At 52.7% G+C, this 18,688-nt stretch carries 14 protein-coding genes and 1 tRNA gene; 5 read left to right on the plus strand and 10 right to left on the minus strand.

Annotated features, from left to right (window positions below; all coding sequences use genetic code 11):
• The first annotated feature begins 17 nt into the window (after positions 1-17).
• The 5 genes from AACY09_RS06415 to AACY09_RS06435 all read left to right on the plus strand — a co-directional run bounded on the left by AACY09_RS06415 (position 18) and on the right by AACY09_RS06435 (position 5,232).
• On the plus strand, positions 18-968 hold the full coding sequence (locus AACY09_RS06415) for an alpha/beta fold hydrolase (RefSeq protein ID WP_339486708.1): 951 nt from the start codon (positions 18-20) through the stop codon (positions 966-968).
• A gap of 594 nt (positions 969-1,562) precedes the next feature.
• On the plus strand, positions 1,563-2,474 hold the full coding sequence (locus AACY09_RS06420; protein WP_339486709.1) for a DUF4238 domain-containing protein: 912 nt from the start codon (positions 1,563-1,565) through the stop codon (positions 2,472-2,474).
• A 204-nt stretch (positions 2,475-2,678) separates the two neighbouring features.
• A complete protein-coding gene (locus tag AACY09_RS06425; protein WP_339486710.1) occupies positions 2,679-3,098 on the plus strand; it encodes a hypothetical protein in 420 nt (139 codons plus the stop codon).
• A gap of 482 nt (positions 3,099-3,580) precedes the next feature.
• Entirely contained in the window at positions 3,581-4,174 is a 594-nt protein-coding gene (locus tag AACY09_RS06430; RefSeq protein WP_339486711.1) for a hypothetical protein, read from the plus strand.
• A 197-nt stretch (positions 4,175-4,371) separates the two neighbouring features.
• Positions 4,372-5,232 (plus strand): AbiJ-NTD4 domain-containing protein, encoded by an 861-nt coding sequence (locus AACY09_RS06435; protein ID WP_339486712.1) that lies wholly within the window; start codon positions 4,372-4,374, stop codon positions 5,230-5,232.
• A 129-nt stretch (positions 5,233-5,361) separates the two neighbouring features.
• On the opposite strand, the gene AACY09_RS06440 is transcribed toward AACY09_RS06435, so the two are convergent.
• From AACY09_RS06440 to AACY09_RS06485, 10 genes are all read right to left on the minus strand, one after another.
• A tRNA-Sec gene (locus tag AACY09_RS06440) sits at positions 5,362-5,457 on the minus strand.
• 174 nt (positions 5,458-5,631) lie between these two features.
• Positions 5,632-6,171: a metal-dependent hydrolase gene (locus AACY09_RS06445; protein ID WP_339486713.1), complete on the minus strand. Its 540-nt coding sequence runs from the start codon at positions 6,169-6,171 to the stop codon at positions 5,632-5,634.
• Between the two features lie 38 nt (positions 6,172-6,209).
• Positions 6,210-8,117, minus strand: a complete 1,908-nt coding sequence (gene selB, locus AACY09_RS06450; RefSeq protein WP_339486714.1) for a selenocysteine-specific translation elongation factor — start codon at positions 8,115-8,117, stop codon at positions 6,210-6,212.
• 3 nt (positions 8,118-8,120) lie between these two features.
• Positions 8,121-9,521, minus strand: a complete 1,401-nt coding sequence (selA, locus tag AACY09_RS06455; protein ID WP_339486715.1) for an L-seryl-tRNA(Sec) selenium transferase — start codon at positions 9,519-9,521, stop codon at positions 8,121-8,123.
• 42 nt (positions 9,522-9,563) lie between these two features.
• Entirely contained in the window at positions 9,564-10,493 is a 930-nt protein-coding gene (gene fdhE / locus AACY09_RS06460) for a formate dehydrogenase accessory protein FdhE (protein WP_339486716.1), read from the minus strand.
• Positions 10,494-10,592: 99 nt separating this feature from the next.
• Positions 10,593-11,222, minus strand: coding sequence for a formate dehydrogenase subunit gamma (locus AACY09_RS06465; RefSeq protein WP_339486717.1), 630 nt, complete (start codon positions 11,220-11,222; stop codon positions 10,593-10,595).
• 58 nt (positions 11,223-11,280) lie between these two features.
• A complete protein-coding gene (fdxH, locus tag AACY09_RS06470; RefSeq protein WP_339486718.1) occupies positions 11,281-12,210 on the minus strand; it encodes a formate dehydrogenase subunit beta in 930 nt (309 codons plus the stop codon).
• A gap of 10 nt (positions 12,211-12,220) precedes the next feature.
• Entirely contained in the window at positions 12,221-15,301 is a 3,081-nt protein-coding gene (gene fdnG, locus AACY09_RS06475) for a formate dehydrogenase-N subunit alpha (protein ID WP_339486719.1), read from the minus strand.
• 120 nt (positions 15,302-15,421) lie between these two features.
• Entirely contained in the window at positions 15,422-18,169 is a 2,748-nt protein-coding gene (locus AACY09_RS06480; protein WP_339486720.1) for a PAS domain-containing sensor histidine kinase, read from the minus strand.
• A gap of 9 nt (positions 18,170-18,178) precedes the next feature.
• The gene (locus AACY09_RS06485) at positions 18,179-18,622 is read right to left on the minus strand and encodes a TadE/TadG family type IV pilus assembly protein (RefSeq protein ID WP_339486722.1); all 444 of its coding nucleotides are present in this window, start codon (positions 18,620-18,622) and stop codon (positions 18,179-18,181) included.
• Positions 18,623-18,688 lie beyond the last annotated feature (66 nt).

Genomic DNA, 18,688 nt, shown 5'->3' on the forward strand with positions numbered 1-18,688 from the left:
CTCATCAGGAGCTCAGCATGCAATCGCAAGACTTAGCAGTAAACGGCATCAAGCTGCATGTGCATATGGCAGGCCCCGAAACTGGCCGGCCAATTTGGCTGCTGCACGGCTTTCCCGAATGCTGGCACTCATGGCGTGAACAAATACCCGCACTGGTCGCGGCAGGCTACCGCATATTTGTCCCGGAAATGCGCGGCTACGGCCGCAGTGACGCCCCGGAGGATATAGAGGCCTACGACGTACTGACGATTTGCGCAGACATTCAGGCCAGTATGACCGCCCTGGGCCAGCATGACGTGTGTATTGTCGGCCACGACTGGGGCGCCATGGTGGCGTGGCATCTGGCTCAACTCGAACCGCAACGGGTTAGCACGCTGGTGACGATGTCTGTGCCTTTCGCCGGACGCGGCAAGCGCCCGGCAATCGAAATCATGCGGGAGTTGTTTGCCGACCGCTTCAACTACATCATTTACTTTCAACAACCCGGTGTCGCCGAGCAGGAATTGGATGCCGACATTGAGCGCAGCCTGCTCATCTTTATGCAGGGTGCCAGCTCCGGCAACCTGCTGCTACAAAAGCGCCCAGCCGACTCAAAATTATTCGACGGCATCGCAACACCCGGAGAATTACCGCACTGGTGCACCGCAGAAGACTTTAAGCTGTACATCGAGACGTTTAAAAAAGACGGCTTTCGCGGCGCCTTGAACTGGTACCGCAATTTCGAGCGTAACTGGCAAAAAACCGAGTTTCTTCAAGATGTAAAAATCGAGCAGCCCACCCTGTTTCTGGTCGGCGACAAAGACCCTGTCGCCACCCTTGAAGCCCACACCATCAGCCGCATGCCAAGTCGCGTCAGCAGCCTGGAACAGCATCAGCTAAGTGATTGTGGGCACTGGATACAAAGCGAAAAGTCCGCAGAAGTGAATGCCTTGCTGCTGGGGTTTCTGGAGCGACATTTTCCAGCGTAGGCCGTTGCCCGTGGTGGATGAAAAAAGCGTCATCCACCCTACCCGAGCGGCTGACACTTGGACGATCGAAATGGCGGAAGGCAGTGGGAGTCGAACTCTACAATTTACTATGTCATTGCTGCATTGACCCGCTCAATGCAAGGGTTTCAGTTCCCTGCAATGCTCGGATTTGCACATAAAAGCCCTTCGTTTTCGACATTTTTTCGACACCTATGCTCTTGATCCCTACCCTCTGCCTGAATGGTGTGGCACATTCATATCAGTCCATATTGCTGTTTTCAGCAGAGAAAATAAAACGTGGTCTGTCCCCTGATACTCCTGATACCCGTCATCGCAGGCGTGGCTCGGCTGGTGTGGTATCCATATCGCATCAATGCTGTGCTTTTGTAGAGTGTTGTTAGTTATACAAAATGAGGAGGTCAAGCGAATACAAGTCGCATGCAACATTAATATGATAACCAATTGTTTTATAAAGATAATTTACGCATTGAATTGACCGGGCAGGTGTTGTTATGAAGAAGTAACTAATATGCAATCATAAAGCCGTCGGTCCACTCAACTGTTAAGCAGCTAGAGAGAAAATGGAGTTTATACTTGGCTAAACCACCTTTGTCACACTACTCACCCAAGTTCGCGAATAAAGCGTGGGCTGATAGTCAGGGTTATACCTCTTATTTTTACTGTTCATATACCGACGAAGTTAAGAAATCTCCTAAGGGATGGAAGCAATGGGGACGAAAGCTTGGACTTTACTCTTGGTCAGTCGAAAAGTCATTGGGCCAAGAATTGGAAACTTTAGCTGCTCCAATTTACGAGAAGATTGTCAGCTATGGTGAACTATCTGAATCTGACAGAATTATCTGGGCTCAGTTCATACTATCCCAGTTGGTTCGTACACCAACTCACATGAAATATGAGAGTAAAGCGCGCGAACTATTTAGGATTACTGAGGAACCGAAACATTGTCGAGTCGGTTGTAAGGATTGTTTAGATTTGAATTTCGTAGCCAATCGCGATTGGTGTTTACTTCTAGCCCATGAAGATGACTTTTTTGTAAGAAGCGACAACCCGATCTTACAGACGGGCTTTATTGAGCTGCCTGAAACATGCTTATTTTACCCTCTAACACCTAAACTTTGCTTTGTTGCTTGCTCTATGGCTGATAGTTGGAATGCTTTTGACAACAAGACAAACGAAACGTGTGGGTATCAGCTGGATAAAGGTGGGGCCCACATGCTAAATTTTTATATAGCAAGATCAGCGGGTGAGTCTTTGATTATTTCCCCTAAAGATGATGGGGTCATTGCTGAACGAATGTATGGTGATATTTTGGGTCTTTACCCACAGCCACCATTCTCACTTCATGTACTAGATGATGATCCTAAATATGCTTTTGAAAGTATTCGAAAAATTATGAGCCAAACAGATGGTTTCGAGTATCCAAATTGGCAACTAGATGAACTTGTTCCCTTTTATCAGAGGAAGCGCAGTGCAGGCGCTGCTTAACAAGTTGCTGCACTCGGAAAAATTACTCGCTGCGCTCGAAATTTTCCGGTAAGCAAAGCGTTAGGCTACAAATCAAATTTAGGAGATTCATTCATAAATGAAACAATGTTCTTTTGGTAATCTCCTGTAACAATAGGGGACAGACCACCTTTAAATTCACATAGTCTGTTCTCTGTAAATGCTCGTTTCTCGTTTAGGTAAATTATGCGCTTTCAAATACTAATTTTTTTAATTACGCCTGTTCTTTTTGTATTTTTTAATAGTCATGAGGTGATTGCTGACACCGAAACTGTGGTATGTCCGGCTCCCGTCGCGGCTTCTTTAGATGAAATTGCAGAAGTAAAAGGTCAGCAATCATCAGACCGAAACCCATTTGCCCCCGTAGAACTCGACTGCAAATACCTTAATCCCCCAAAGCACCTGATGTTGATTGAGTCTTCAGCTACTGTAAGTGAGTGCCAAGCAAATAAACATAATCTGAATGCTATGAAAAGTGGATGTCCATATTATGTTTCTGAAGGTGATGGTGCTGAAGGTCCAGTGTGGTGTATTCAAGATGGGCCGGCGAGCAATGAACTCATCGACATGTTTACTCTTCTTACAAATGCAACCTGTGATGAGTGACTCTTTTGGATAAGCTGGAGGTGCCTAGTGTTTATCCTAGCTGGGCAAAGGCAATTTCCAATTGCAAAATGATTGTTATGGCATTCAAATTTTTTGCATTGCGCTCGGATCAAGCAGCATTGATAAGGTATGCTCGGTTTGACGGTTTTCGACATTAGGGTGAGTGTCGAGCAGGACACTTGAATCAACATGGAAGGCAATCACGCCCGGTGGCGTGGCCGGGCTTCAAACCCTTAGTATGGCTATGTCATTGCTGCACTGACCCGCTCAATGCAAGGGTTTGAGCTTTTAGCACTGCTCGAATTTGCACATAAAAGCGCTTTGTTTTCGACATTTCTTCGACACATTGAATCATGAAGTCTACCCTCTGCCTGAATGGTGTGGCACATTAGTATCAATGCCATGCTGCTGACAAAGAAATAATTTGGTCTGCAGTTGCTACTTCTATAAATTTTAGTTTAGTCCCTACTATAGGATTATATATGAAAGTCAGCAATCCATTGACTATTATAGCTATATTCGCAGGGTTGGCAGAAGCACTTGCAACTATCGCACTACTCGGCTTACCTAATGAATTACAAGAAATATTCATTTATTTTGTAATGGCATTTCCTTCCTTAATAGTAATTCTTTTTTTCGTTGTTTTATATTTCAATAATAATGTATTGTACGCTCCTGGCGACTACCAAGATCCCGAGCACTATTTGAAAATAAATAGCGCTGAAATTCAGAAGGCGCTTAATTCTGAACTTATGAAAAGCAATCCACTATTGACGCAAGGAAATGTCTTTAAAAATGACACACCACATACCTTAAAAGAAAACTCAGAATTGACGGAAAACCCTTCTGGACTAGTCGAGAGTGTTAATGAACGCTTTCTTCGACCTGCTTTAAAGTTATTAATCTATCAGCTTCTAGAAAAACCTAGTAGAGAAAGGGAGAAGATTATTAATTCGATAGAAAGTCAAGATTTAAAAGAGATTTTAGTTTCTGTGCTTGAAACCATCAAAGAAGAACATGGCGAAGACATCTATTTGAAGCCGACGCATCCTACTACTCATTCATCGAAAGCATAAAGCGCTTGAGTAAAATCTTATCTAAATATATTCGAGAATCTTTAATTGGTGGATATAAATGGAAAGAGTAATATACGGCAGGCCTTCTTTAAGCTTTGGCCTCATGAAATAAGTGACTTACCTCTTTCAAGACATGTAGCGTTGTGCAGATAAAAAATTCTGTCTAATTTCTGCTAAATTTAAAGATGGAGATAAAATTGAGATTTTCTCAAAGAAGAGGATTAGTCCCGACTGGAAAAATACTTCAGATTGACTCCATTGATGAGGATTTGAAAAATTCTTTATGGAGTGTTCTTACGGCATTTTATTGGGAAAAATTTGATCGCTTTAGATCTGATATGGGTGAACGAACAGATTACATATCAGGTAGTAATTTATACAGATTGTTCAACTCACTGTGGTTATATTTTTTCAAAAAACCGATCGACACTATACCAACTTATTTTTATGATGAAACGGATGGACTTGGTGTTCTAAGGAAATATTTTTTCTCTGCCAAGTGGCATGAAATATATGACTTCATTGAGTTTGTTGTTGAGTACGGACCAGAATTACAGAAAGAGGGTTTCATTGCCGCATGCAACTACTTTCTTGAAAGAGAGAGTTCTGCATACCGCTTCGTAGATGGAAAAATTGCTGAAATCAGTTCGCCAGATGAGATTGCTGAAATTGAGGATGCCATATCCAAGACAACACCTTACTATGGTGTACGACAGCATCTGAGTACCGCAATCTCGATGCTGAGTGATCGAGCAAATCCTGACTACAGAAACTCGATTAAAGAGTCAATTTCAGCAGTTGAAAGCTTATGTAGAACCGTTAGCGGTCAAGAAAAGGCTACATTAGGAGCTGCTTTAAAGACTTTGGAAAGTAAAGGTCTGATGCATCCCGCGCTAAAGTCAGCGTTTTGTTCACTATATGGCTACACAAATGACTCAGATGGTATTCGTCACGCACTCATGAAGGAAAGTAACCTTACAAGTGCCGATGCTCGTTTTATGTTAATAAGCTGTTCGGCGTTTATCAACTATGTAATAGCTTCAATAAGCAATGGTTAATATGTAGCTAAAATCCCCCTATCCACTTGCAGGGAACAATTGAGCGTGTAATAGGGGACAGACCACGTTTTTGAACACCTTCGACTCAAACATCGCTTGCCTCTACGACCCTCGGTTGAGGCCAGAAAATGGCGGAAGGCAGTGGGAGTCGAACCCACCTAGGAACGGCTGCCGTCCCCTACCGGGTTTGAAGCCCGGCCACGCCACCGGGCGTGATTGCCTTCCATGTTGATGTATAAGGAAATTTTCTAGGCTTCCTTACTGACACCAGCCTAGGTGTCGAAAAAGCGTCGAAACGAGCATACCTTATCGCAGCAGTATGATTGAGAAATGGGGACAGATTTATTTTCACTGATGCGGCACTACATCAAGTGACGTCACCCGTAGCGCCCAGCGCGCTTAACCGGCCCCCGCCAGAACTTTGCGCCTGATAAAAACCCCGGTTAGGCCAATTACACACCCAGGCATAAATATCCAAACCAGTTCAGAGGCAATCACCCTGAGGCCGCGGTCGGTGAAAAAGGCGCCAACACCAATTGGCGATACCTGCACGGGCCTGAACGGAAGGAAAAAACGCTCCGAGTTGAACGGCCAATAGAAGGCAACACCTTGTCCGCCATTCGTGATGGCGTCCAGAACGCCATGGGAGGCGCAGGCGGTGAAGCACATGGCGAACACCACCAGAGGCTTTGAATTAAGTGCTTTGCACACTAGCGTGCACACTGCAGCAACCGCTGCGGCAAAGAATAATGAGTGGGTAAAGCCTCTGTGCCCCCAGTCTGATCCATAGGGGATGCCCAGCTGGAATGCGATTACATCTGCATCCGGTGCAATGGCCAAAAAAATGGCCAGCACCAGCACGCGCAAATTCATGGACTTGCCTTTGAATACTGCGTACACGACCAGTGGCACGACTGCGTGGGCAAACGCTGAAGCCATATTATTTCCCTATAAAGATTCGAGTGTTTGCACCGGCATTATTTATCCGTAGCCAAAGCCGAGTCCATTCTGATTTTACGCTCGCCCACCAGCCTTCGGGTAAAACCGATCCGGTCAAAGTATTCGAGTAGTTGAATACTGCGTTTGCGGCCCAGGTTGATGCTGTCGCGCCAGATCGAGGGTTTTATTGAGCCGTTTTGCTGCTCGATAGACACGGCTATTGCAGCCAGTTCGCGAATGCTTTGTTCAGGGTAAAACAGGTCTTTGACCACTTGATGAAGCATGCCGAGTCGCGCCAGTTTGCGCAGCAGCAGGCGCACTTCGGCTTCTTCTCTTTGCAGAGTGCTGGCGAGGTCACGCACCCAGGGCGGGTCGAAGTTACCGGCGATAAGTAATGGCCAAAGCTGTTCGCGCAAAGCCTCATCAGCCTCACCGAGTTGCACCTGGTGCTCAGGCAGGTGCAGCCACGGGCCACTGTTGGCAACTGTGCCAGAAGCAAGTTGTTGCTCAAGCAGGCTGATAAACACCGGCCGCTCCAAGGTAGACAGCGCATAGCGGCGCAGGCGATCACGGTCGGGGCCTAGCTCATCCGGGCACTCAGTATGAAAACGCTGCAAACCTTGCAGCAATTGCTCGGTGAGTTGCTGCCAAACACTGACGCTGAATAGCCGCAAACCAAGGCGGGTATTAATCTCCAGCACATCAGCCGGTGTGGCCCACTGTGCTCGCGGGCGGTTGAACTGGCGTTCAATAACCGTGGGATCGAGACCATTGCCTGCACTGTGCAGCAACGCAGGCAGTGAGGTCTCAAGCTCATCAACCAGCAGGCTATTGAGTTGAGCTAAACGCGCCTCGGAACGTCGATTACGTGCAGGTGCAAAAGGGTCCAGAACCCGCCCGCCCGCCACTGTTCGCTGCGCCGACTGGTCCCGTAACACCAGTCGGTCGTTATGCACGGCATGTACCGGAGCATTGAACAGAATCTGCGCCTGCGCGGTTTTTCCAGGCGCGACATGGGTGCCTTCCAGCAGCGCCACACGACCGGTGACATCTTGCGCAGCAAGATGCACATGAACCGGTGTCCAGTGACTGAAGTCCCGACTTTCACCGGGCAGTATGTCGAGCTGAATATCAATGCGTGTGGTCGGTGCGTGCAGCGCTGGCGTCAGCAGCCAATCGCCTCGGTGAACAGACTCAAGCGCAAGGCGCTCACCGGTTATATTCAACGCCACGCGTTGCCCGGCAACAGCCTGATCCGCCGGTTGATTTTGTGCATGAATACCGCGCACTCGCACGCTGCGGCCACTGGGACTGAGTGTTAATTCATCCCCGACATACACCTGCCCGGCCATAGCGGTGCCCGTCACCACGATTCCGGAACCGCTCACGCTGAATGCGCGATCAATCGGCAAGCGAAAAAAACCGCTAAGGCTGCGCTGCTGCACATGCTCGGCGCTGCCTTTCAGTGCGGCGCGCAGTTCTTCAATGCCATCACCGGTAATACTTGAAACAGGGTAAAGGGCCGAGCCTGCGAGTGGCCCAGTGCTCAGCAGTTGGGTGATTTGCTGCTCGGCCTGAATCGCTTGCTGACGCTCTACCCGATCAATCTTGGTCAAGGCCACCATCGCACGACGAATGCCTAACAGCTCAGCAATTGCCAAATGCTCACGGGTTTGCGGCATCACGCCATCATCGGCGGCGACAACCAATAACAGCAGGTCTATGCCGCTGGAACCGGCAAGCATGTTATGCACAAAGCGCTCATGCCCGGGGACGTCAATAAAGCTAGTGAGTTGACCATTGCCAAGGTCAGCGTAGCGATAGCCAAGATCAATGGTGATGCCGCGCTCACGCTCTGCCGGTCGCTTGTCGCCTTTCTGACCGGTGAGTGCTTGCAGCAATGCGGTCTTACCGTGATCAATATGCCCTGCCGTGCCGACAATCACAGCTCACTCCCCGGTTAGCAGGTGCAACTGCGCAATGAAGCCTGACTCGTCATCCAACTGGCGCAGGTCCAACCACAAGGCGTCATCGTCGATGCGGCCAAGCACGGGAATGGGCAAACAACGCAGGTTTTCTTCAAGGGTGCGCAAGGCGCGACCGCGCAATCGTTTGGATTGCAGCGGGCGAATGCAAATGGCCGCACTCGGCAAACGCGCAACCGGTTGGGCGCCGCTGCCAATCATGCCTAACGCCGCCTGCGCAGAGACCTGCCAGCCTTCGACCAGTTGTTGCGCAATTAATGGCGCAATGCGCTCGGCTTGAGCCTGGATATCGGCTTGCGGACGACTCAAGAGTTTAAGGCTGGTCAGGCGCTCAGATAATCGGTCCGGATCGCGATATAGATTAAGCACGGCTTCAAGCGCGGCCAAGGTTAGTTTGTCCACTCGCAAAGCGCGCTTGAGTGGATTCTTTTTGATCTTGTTGATCAGCTCACGGCTACCCAGAATCAAGCCGGCTTGCGGCCCGCCTAGCAGTTTATCGCCGCTGAAGGTGACGATATCCGCACCATCGCGCAGCGCTTCCTGCACCGTTGGCTCTTTGGGTAAGCCCCATCGGGTCAGATCAACCAGCGTGCCGCTGCCAAGGTCTTCGAGCAACGGTAGGTTATTGGCATGAGCGATGTTTGCCAGCTCCGCCGTCGGCACGCTGGCGGTGAAGCCTTGCACGCTGTAATTGCTGGTGTGTACCCGCATTAACAGGCCAGTACGCGGGTTAATCACGGCTTCATAATCGCGGGCATGGGTACGATTGGTGGTGCCGACTTCAACCAGCTTTACCCCCGCGCGCGACATGATGTCGGGGATGCGAAACGCGCCGCCGATCTCGATCAACTCACCGCGCGAGATCACGCCTTCTTTACGCGCACCCAAGCTGTTGAGCGTGAGCAATACGGCTGCAGCATTGTTGTTGACCACAGTCACCGCTTCGGCGCCCGTCAGCTCGCGGATTAAACCGGTGATTAGGTCATCACGGTCGCCGCGCTTACCGGTGACTAAATCGAACTCAAGATTAAGTGGATAACGGGCGGCAAGGCTCACCGCCTCGATGGCTTCTTCCGGCAGTAAAGCGCGGCCCAGATTGGTGTGCAAGACGGTGCCGGTAAGGTTGAACACCCGGCGGATTTTACTCGCGTGCTGCGCGGCAAGTCGCTCACCCACACGGCCAGCCAGCACCCCTTCGCTCAGTTCGATGGCGGCCAGGGCGCCACTTTGTGCAGGCTCACGTAACTCTTCGAGTAAATCGCGCAGGGTTTTCAGCATGGCTTCGCGGCCATAGCGTTGTTGTAATGGCGCGATTGCCGGGCTGCGCAGCAAGCGGTCGACTGAAGGTAGACGAGCGGCCGTCATCAAGCGTCCTTAACGTGAGGGGTCACATCTCAGTGTAGGCTCTCATTCTGCGCCGGGTGCAAGCAAGAGGTTTGGCGCCCGGCGCATATAACCGGCTTCGTTGACCATCATGTCCAGATCAAGGCTGGCCAAATCATCGGCCATGGCTTCGGCTTCACTGTCGTACTCAAGGTAGAAGTGTTTCAAGTAACCGTCACAATTCGGGCAGACCTCAGCACGTATTGGCGCCGCCTCGGGTTTTGCATCATCACGCTGACGCGAGAGGTAAGCGAGTTGCTTGCTCTCTTCACAATAGCTGCATTTAACCCGGACAAAATGCCACTCGCAGGAGCACAGCGAGCAGGTTAGATAACGTAAACCAATCTGCTTGCCACGGTGGCGAATCATCCCCGCAACCGGCGGCGAACCGCAGGCTGGACACTGGGTGCAGCTTTCACGCTCACTCAAGGTGCCAGCGGGCAACGCCAGCAACCAATGACTAAAGGCTACCTGCAGCCCGGCGCCAAGAATCGGCACCACGGCTGCGGGCAGCAAATCAAACTGACCACTTAACAGGTTTACCGCCCACGCCTTGCGCTGGCCTCTGTCTGCATGCGCTAACTGTTGCAGCGCTGCAGTCACGGCCGGGTTGTCCTGGACGGAAAACTGCTCAAGCAATTTATCCAGCGCAATTAGCCAGTCATCACCGCGCACCAATGCTTCAAATGCCAGCGGCGGCATACGGTGTTCACGGCTTAAGTCCAGCGCGCGCTGGTCTGGCCCCGGCAATGCGGGCAAAGCTGAAAGGGTGCGGTCTTGTGCTTCGCAGAGTTGTGCCATCAACAGCAGATAACCACTGAGCGGATGGTCGTGTGCAAGGCTTTTAAGGCGTTCGGCACGACGCTGAAATAATGATGCTGTCAGAGGGTTGAGAAACGGTGGGATATTTGCCGACGCTTCGATTTCGCCGCGCTCTAATATTCTGCCTGACACGCAGGACTCCTTTCGCATAACAACTTGATGAGTGCAGTCTCCACTCAGTTCAAAGCGAGTCTCACGCGGATGCTAGACACCCGCGCGACTCAGCCCTATTCAGTGCTTGTGCTCGCCCTTCTCAACCTCTTTATACCAAAGCCCGTGATGCTTGCGCGCCCAGCCTCTGCTGACCCAACCCGTGAGCATTGCCCCGACCGAGCCTTTCACCCAGATACCGGCATAAATATGCACGATAATGCTCATAACCAGCACCAGCGCGGCTATGGCATGCAGTAACACGGACAGGCGAATGGCATTGATGCCGAACAAGTAGCTAAAGTACTCGCGCCAGATGACCAAACCCGTCACCAGCAGCAGCAACATGCACACCAACAACACCCAGAAAAGCAGCTTCTGGCCGCCGTTGTAGCGGCCAACTTCAGGCACTTTCTCTTCGCGATTGGCCACCACATCATCGATCTGTTTGAGCCACTGCACATCGCGTTTATGGATGAGATTGTGGCTCATGAAGCGCATCACCAGCCAGATGAAAAACAGGAACATGGCGACGCCAATAAATGGATGCAAAATGCGCGTCCATGAACCGCCGCCGAACAGGTTGCTCAGCCAGAATAGTGCAGGGTGAAACAACGCCAGGCCAGACAGCGCCGCGAGTATGAATAAGATCGCGACCGCCCAGTGGTTGGTGCGATCACCTGCGGTGTAGCGTTGGATGTCATGTCTCATATTGACTCCCTCGAACTTCAGCAGCAGCCAGCGCCCCTGCTGAAGTTGATCATTTCACTCAGCGTGGGGCATTGGGATCGTACTCATGCACCGTCGGATCAACCTTGTGTACGGCCCTGTCCACCACTGCATCAGGTTCGTCCTCCTCAACCACGTTGCGCCCTACACGCAAGTAGTGGAAGAAGCCGATCAGTGCAGTTGCGCCCATGGCAAACAAGCCCAAAGGTTTGGCCACGCCTTTCCAGACATAGACCATCGGGTTGATGGATGGGTCTTCAGGCAAGCCGGAATACAGCGTTGGCTTGTCTGCATGGTGCAGCACATACATCACATGAGTGCCGCCCACACCGGGTGGGTCATACAAACCGGCGTTGTCATAGCCACGGGATTTAAGGTCGACGATGCGCTCGGCGGCGTGATCCTTCATGTCCTCCTTGGTGCCGAAGACGATCGCCCCGGTTGGGCAGGTTTTGACGCAGGCCGGCTCCTGGCCAACGCCTACACGGTCAGAACAAAGGCTGCACTTGTAGGCTTTGTTATCTTTTTTCGAGATACGCGGCACATCAAATGGGCAACCCGTAATGCAGTAACCGCAGCCGATGCAGTGATCCTGATTGAAATCCACAATGCCGTTGGCGTACTGCACGATCGCCCCCGGACTCGGGCATGCCGTCAGGCAGCCCGGCTCGGCGCAGTGCATGCAGCCGTCTTTGCGAATCAACCATTCGAGTTTGCCAGCCTCATCTTCATGTTCGGCAAACCGCATCAGGGTCCAGGAGTCAGCACTTAGGTCTGCCGGGGCTTCGTAGGTGCCGTGGTTATGTCCGACCTCGTCACGCAGGTCGTTCCATTCCGAGCACGCCACCTGGCAGGCTTTACAGCCGATGCACTTGGAGACGTCGATGAGTTTTGCCACCTCATCAATTTGCCGAATAGACGGCGAATGGGTGGTGGTGGCGGAGCGGGCGATGATGTCTTGAGTAGCCATGCGTCAGCTCCTATGCCTTTTCCACGTTAACGAGGAAGGATTTGAACTCCGGCGTCTGCGTGTTGGCATCGCCCACGAACGGGGTCAAGGTGTTGGTCAGGTAACCATTGCGCGCCACACCGGAGAAACCCCAATGAATCGGAATGCCGATCTGATGCACGGTTTTACCGTCAACCGTCAGGGGTTTCAGGCGTTTAGTGACCACCGCAACGGCTTTGATGTAGCCGCGATTGCTTGATACCTTGACCCAATCCCCTGCCGCGATTCCCAACTCTTTACCCAAGACTTCGCTGATTTCCACAAACTGCTCTGGCTGCACAATCGAGTTAAGGCGACAGTGCTTGGTCCAGAAGTGGAAGTGCTCGGTCAGCCGGTAGGTTGTTGCTGCGTACGGGAAGTCGGCAGCGTTGCCAAACAGCTCCATGTCACCCTTGAATACACGCGCCGCCGGGTTGCTGGTGACACGCGGATCATCGGGGTGCAGCGGGTTACGTCCAATGGGCGTTTCAAAGGGTTCGTAGTGCTCAGGGAATGGACCTTCGGCCATCTTGTCGACGGCAAAGAATCGCGCCACCCCTTCCGGGTTCATGATGAACGGGTTCATCCCGGCATCGGGTGGTGAATCGGCCTTGAAGTCCGGCACATCAGCGCCGCCCCACGCCTTACCGGTCCAGTACACCAGCGGCTTGTGCATCCCTTCCCAAGGTTTACCGGAAACATCCGCCGAGGCGCGGTTGTAGAGAATCCGCCGGTTAGCGGGCCACGACCACGCCCAACCGAGGGTCTGGCCTATACCATATGGATCGGAGTTATCCCGCCGCGCCATCTGGTTGCCTTGCATGGTCCATGAACCGCAGAACAACCAGCAACCGCTGGAGGTACTGCCATCGGAACGCAGCTGCGCAAAACCTGCCAGTTGATCGCCACCTTTAACCAGCAAGGCGCCGGATACCGGGTCGGTCAGATCAGTGATCGCCTTGCCCGAATACTCCTTGGCCAGTTCTTCCGCCGAGGGTTCATCCGGCTGCAAATAGGGCCAATCGAGATTCAGAATAGGGTCCGCGAATTTACCGCCGTCTTTGGAGTACATATCACGCAGACGATGATAAAGCCCCGCCATGATCTGGATATCAGTACGCGCTTTGCCCGGCGGCTCAGCGCCCTTCCAGTGCCACTGCAGCCAGCGACCACTGTTAACCAGCGAGCCATCTTCCTCGGCGAAGCAGGAGGTTGGCAGGCGGAACACCTCGGTCTGAATGTCGGCGGTATTAACGTCGTTGTACTCATCAACGTTACGCCAGAACTCAGAGGTCTCGGTGGCGAGTGGGTCCATGATTACCAGGTACTTCAACTTGGCCAGCGCCGCGCCAATCTTGGCCTTGTTCGGGAACGAGGCTATCGGATTGAAGCCTTGGCAGAAGTACCCGTTGACCTTGCCTTGGTACATCATGTCGAAGACTTTCAGCACGTCGTAACCTGGCGCAGGCGCATCCAACTTAGGCAGCCAGTCGTAGCCCCAATTGTTTTCTGCGTTGACGTTTTTGCCGTACCACGCCTTCATCAGGCTGACGTGGAATTTCTCGTAGTTCTGCCAATACGACATTTGCCCCGGACGCAGGGGTTTACTGGCGCGTTTGGCAATATAAGCCGCGTAATCCTGCTCGGAATCACTGGGCAGGGTCAGATAACCGGGCAGCAGGTTTGAGAGCAGCCCCAGGTCAGTCAGTCCCTGAATATTGGAGTGACCGCGCAAGGCATTCATGCCGCCACCGGGCATACCTATATTGCCGAGCAGCAACTGCAACATGGCGCCTGCCCGGATCATCTGCGAGCCGGTTGAGTGTTGAGTCCAACCGAGCGCGTACATGATGGTCATGACTTTGCCCGGTGCCGATGTTTCGGCGATGGTGTCCCACACCTGCATCATCTGGGTTTTCGGTGTGCCACAGATACTGCTGACCATATCCGGCGTGTAACGGCTGTAGTGTTTCTTCAGCAGATTGAACACGCAGCGCGGATGGCTCAGCGTTGGGTCAACTTTGGCAAAGCCGTCGTCACCCATCTCATAGCCCCAGCCCGACTTATCTGGATAGCCCCGCTTGGCTTCGTCGTAACCGCTGAAGAACCCAGCTTCGAAGTCGTAACCTTCGCGCACGATAAAGCTGACATCGGTGTAGTTGCGCACATACTCGTGCTGGTATTTATCGTTTTCAATCAGGTAGTAGATCAGCCCACCCAGGAAGGCGATATCCGAGCCGGTACGAATAGGCGCGTACAGGTCCGCCACCGAGGCGGAACGGGTAAAGCGCGGGTCAACCACGATCAGCTTGGCGTTGTTATGCGCCTTGGCTTCGGTCACCCATTTGAAGCCACATGGATGCGCTTCAGCAGCGTTGCCGCCCATAATCAAGACCAGATCGGCATTCTTGATGTCGGTCCAGTGATTGGTCATGGCGCCGCGGCCAAACGTCGGGGCAAGACTTGCCACCGTCGGGCCGTGTCAGACACGTGCTTGGTTATCGAATCCTAATATGCCGAGAGAACGCACCACTTTGTGGGTGATGTAGCCCGCTTCGTTGGACGATGCCGACGCCGCGAGAAAACCGGTACTTAACCACCGGTTGACCGTTTGGCCTTGTTCATTGGTTTCAATGAAGTTGGCGTCACGATCATCCTTCATGTGCTTGGCGATGCGATTCAGGGCATCGTCCCATTCGAGCTCTTTCCACTCGCTGGAACCGGCCTCGCGCACTTGCGGCACCTTCAGGCGAGTTTCGCTGTGCACGAAGTCAAGCAACCCAGCGCCTTTAGGGCACAGCGTGCCGCGATTGACGGGGTGATCCGAATCGCCTTCGATATGGATAATGTTCTGTGCGACGTTCTTAGCAGCGTCGCCCTGGCTGTACATGATCAGGCCGCAACCGACCGAGCAGTAAGGACAGGTGTTGCGCGTCTCGATCGTACGCGCCAGCTTGAAATGGCGTATCTGGTCGGCGTAGGCATTGGGCGGTGCAACTCCCAAGGCCACGAGGCTCGACGTTCCAAGGCCAACAGCACAGACCTTGAAAAACTGTCGACGGTTCATATCCATCGTGATTCTCCTGCATCAGGCAGTTGTCGTCCCGATACATTGCCGGAACGTAGCACGATGAAGATTAGCTGCTCGCCGGGTTTCTGCCAGCAAGCTAATGAATTTAAATTCTCCGCGAGGTTAGACCTCGGAACTGAAATCTGCCGGTAACAGAATGCTAAAACAGGCGCCCTCCTCGCGATTAAAGGCTCTCAACTGCCCGCCCATTTGCTCGATGATGCCGAAGCTGACTGACAAGCCCAACCCCGTCCCCTTGCCCACCGGCTTGGTGGTAAAGAACGGCTCAAAGATGCGTTCAAGCAAACGCGGTTCGATGCCGCCGGCGTTGTCCTGCACTTCAATCAATACACCTTCCGGCAATAACGTCGCCGCCAGACCAATCCGCGGGGCAAACCCCGAGTCAGGTTCGCGCTCCATACGCGAGAGCAGCGCATCACGCGCATTGACCATCAGGTTAATCAACACCTGCTCCAGTTGATCGCCATGACCTTTGACCTTGGTCGCCAACTCAACCGGTTCAAAGTACAACTCGACACCCTTGCCCAATAATCCATCGCGCAGCAGTGACATCGCACCGTCTATTGCTTGCAGTGGATCGAACAAGCCATGCTCCACCTCGGAACGACGGCCAAATACGCGCATGTGATCAACGATTTTCGCTGCCCGCAAGACTTGCGCCTCAATGCGCTGCAGTTTTTCTTGCAGGTAATCCGCAGGTACGTCACCGCCCGCTACGCGCTTGAGTGTGTTGGCCACCGCCATGCGCATCACGTTTAACGGTTGATTCAGTTCATGGGCCATGCCGGTTGCCATTTCTCCCAAGGTTGCCATCTTCGCGCCTTGGAACAATTGCTGCTGGGCCTTGCGTACTTCAGTGTTGTCACGGCCAACCGCCTGCACTTCGATCAGTTGCCCTTGTTGATCAAAAATGCCGCGATCAGCCCACACCCACCACGCATGCTCGCGGCCCGGTAACTGCAGGCATATTTCAGCGGTGCTTATCGGATTTTCAGGTGTAAGCCCCAGTAAACGCTGTGCAAAGGCCTGCTGCTGCTCGCTGGATAACCACTCCGCCAGGTTTGCACCTATCAACTGCTCAGGATTGCGTTCGAGATACTCCGCCAGCGGACGGTTGGCGAAGTTGAGGGTTAAATCGGGCAGATATCGACAAATCATCGCCGGAGAATCTTCGACCAGAACCCGATAACGTTCTTCACTTTCGCGGATGCGCTCAGCGGCCAGCATAGCGTCGGTGACATCCAGCCACAAACCTACGGCTTCGCGTGGCTGGCCCAATTCGTCGCGCAATAATTTCGCTTCATCCAGCAGCCAGTGATAATCGCCCTGCCGGTCTCGCAGCCGATAACGGCAACTCACCGCACCGTCACGAAGCAATTGTCGCCCACGATTAAAGTAGCTTTCGTGGTCATCTGGGTGAACGATGTCGGCGAGCAGGCCCGCTTGTAATTCGGCCAGATCCCAGCCCAGCAACGGCTGCAAGCTGTCGCTGCAAAATTCCAGCCGCAGGGCAGCTTCACTGTAGCGCTGCACATAAATCACCGCGGGTGCGCTGGCTATCAAGTTGCTTAAACGCTCATGTGCCTCAGCGGCTTTGGTTTCTTGCGCTTTGATATCGCTGATATCGAGTAAAAAGCCATAAATACGCAGTTTACTTCCCGCACCTTTGGCCACTGCCTGCACGCGATACCAACGATAGTCGGCGGCCTGCCCCTCCACCTGCACACGCAAGCACTGAATAAAACTCTGGCCACCTGCGACCAAACCATTGAGGCGCACCCGAAATTCGTCACGGTCACTGGGATGAAGTCGTTCAAGCCATGCTTGCAACTCCAGTCCCGTGGCTAAACCTGTACCCAGCATCACAGCCAATTCCGGGGCTAATTGCAGGGTTTGATTGAGGCTGTTGAATTCCCACCAGCCGGCGCCCAACAACCCCTGCAATGCACTTTGCCGAACTTGCTGATGAGCTTGCTGCACTGCCTGCAATCGTCCGCTAACAGCCCCCCCCAACGGGGTGAACAAACCTGTCCAATCGGCAATCTGTAGCGCTGGAGCCTGTCGCCTGGCATCAAAATCGGCACACAACAGCCAAGCAGTCGTCACTCCTTGGTGCTGATAGGGCGTCACAAAACCAAGACCGTTGGGGAACAACACCTGAAGCCCAGGCCTGGTGGTTAAGGTTACAGCGCTGAGTTGCTGTGGATAGGCCTGATCCAGGTCATCCAGCGCCTTACCCAGCGCCTGCTGATCACGCCATGGCGCATTTTGCTGAGCATAAACCCGCCAGTCGCCAGCTTCATCACGCAAGGCGATGGCCACACCGGGGATACCCAATGCCTGGCGCAATTCAGATAACACCTCAACCGTGGCCGACTGCAAACGCTCTGGCGACTGATAACTCAGATGCTGAGCAAAACTACCTGCCTGGGCGAGTAGGTGATGACGCAAGTCATTGCGGCGGGCGTGTTCAAGCAGATCGGAGACATCCAGCAGTTGCAGCAACCAGCCCTCGGCATGGGCTTGTAACCAGCCGCGTAACGTCAGTACGGTGCTGGCACATCCATTAAAGTCCAGCTCCAGAACCTGCCCCTGATAACTCGGCATATCGGCAGCTAGAACAGAACCCCGGCAGAGATAAGCCTCCAGTGGGCGCTGCGTTTCTGTGATGGCCAATCGTGCCGCCAATGGTCCAGCAATACGGGTTACGACGCCTTGTGTATCCAGATAAAGACTCAACCCCGCAGCGCTGGGCGGGGTATGTTTTGCTGCCTGTCGAACTGAATCTTCAGCCGACGGATTGCTGGCTGCCAAGGTACTTTTAGGGGTAAAGCCGAACCAGCGCGCCATAACCGTTCCTTAATTATTGAGCTTTATGCTAGCGGTTGCGACAAGGTCGTCCGGCAAGCTGGGGACCCGCCCAATACCCGGCAATACCAAAAACGGCACCAGCGGGTTGCTGTTATACGGATAACTGATGCGCACGCTCATCACACCGTCGGCGCCTGGTGCAGTGATATTTACTGCGACAAGCGTCCGCGCCGAACTGGGCATCCAACTCAATTGCTGATTGACCACCGCCAGTGCCTCTTGCTGATAATCTGCTTGCCCCGGCACCAGCCCAACGGCCTGTCGCACCGCTTCGGCGCTCGCATTGTTAAAAGACTGCATCATCAACAACGGCAAGCTATAACTGACTGTGCCGTAGAAAATTGCAAAAAACAGGACAAACACCAGCGCGAACTCAATCGCGGCAGCCCCCTTCTGACGGTGAGCACATGTTTTTCTGACGGAGTACTGCATGGCGACTACCTCCACTCATTACAGGGTTGATTTCTTTGTTTATGACCGAGCCACCCCCGAAAAATA

Origin of the sequence: Pseudomonas sp. EL_65y_Pfl2_R95 (genome assembly GCF_963971045.1) — a bacterium.
In the GTDB taxonomy this organism is placed as follows: Bacteria; Pseudomonadota; Gammaproteobacteria; order Pseudomonadales; family Pseudomonadaceae; genus Aquipseudomonas.

Excerpts from the sequence above, each read along its gene's own strand:
- AACY09_RS06415 (WP_339486708.1), top strand. The coding sequence starts at position 18 with ATGCAATCGCAAGACTTAGCAGTAAACGGCATCAAGCTGCATGTGCAT.
- AACY09_RS06425 (WP_339486710.1), top strand. The coding sequence starts at position 2,679 with ATGCGCTTTCAAATACTAATTTTTTTAATTACGCCTGTTCTTTTTGTA.
- AACY09_RS06430 (WP_339486711.1), top strand. The coding sequence starts at position 3,581 with ATGAAAGTCAGCAATCCATTGACTATTATAGCTATATTCGCAGGGTTG.
- AACY09_RS06445 (WP_339486713.1), bottom strand. The coding sequence starts at position 6,171 with ATGGCTTCAGCGTTTGCCCACGCAGTCGTGCCACTGGTCGTGTACGCA.
- selA (WP_339486715.1), bottom strand. The coding sequence starts at position 9,521 with ATGACGGCCGCTCGTCTACCTTCAGTCGACCGCTTGCTGCGCAGCCCG.
- AACY09_RS06465 (WP_339486717.1), bottom strand. The coding sequence starts at position 11,222 with ATGAGACATGACATCCAACGCTACACCGCAGGTGATCGCACCAACCAC.
- fdxH (WP_339486718.1), bottom strand. The coding sequence starts at position 12,210 with ATGGCTACTCAAGACATCATCGCCCGCTCCGCCACCACCACCCATTCG.
- AACY09_RS06480 (WP_339486720.1), bottom strand. The coding sequence starts at position 18,169 with ATGGCGCGCTGGTTCGGCTTTACCCCTAAAAGTACCTTGGCAGCCAGC.
- AACY09_RS06485 (WP_339486722.1), bottom strand. The coding sequence starts at position 18,622 with ATGCAGTACTCCGTCAGAAAAACATGTGCTCACCGTCAGAAGGGGGCT.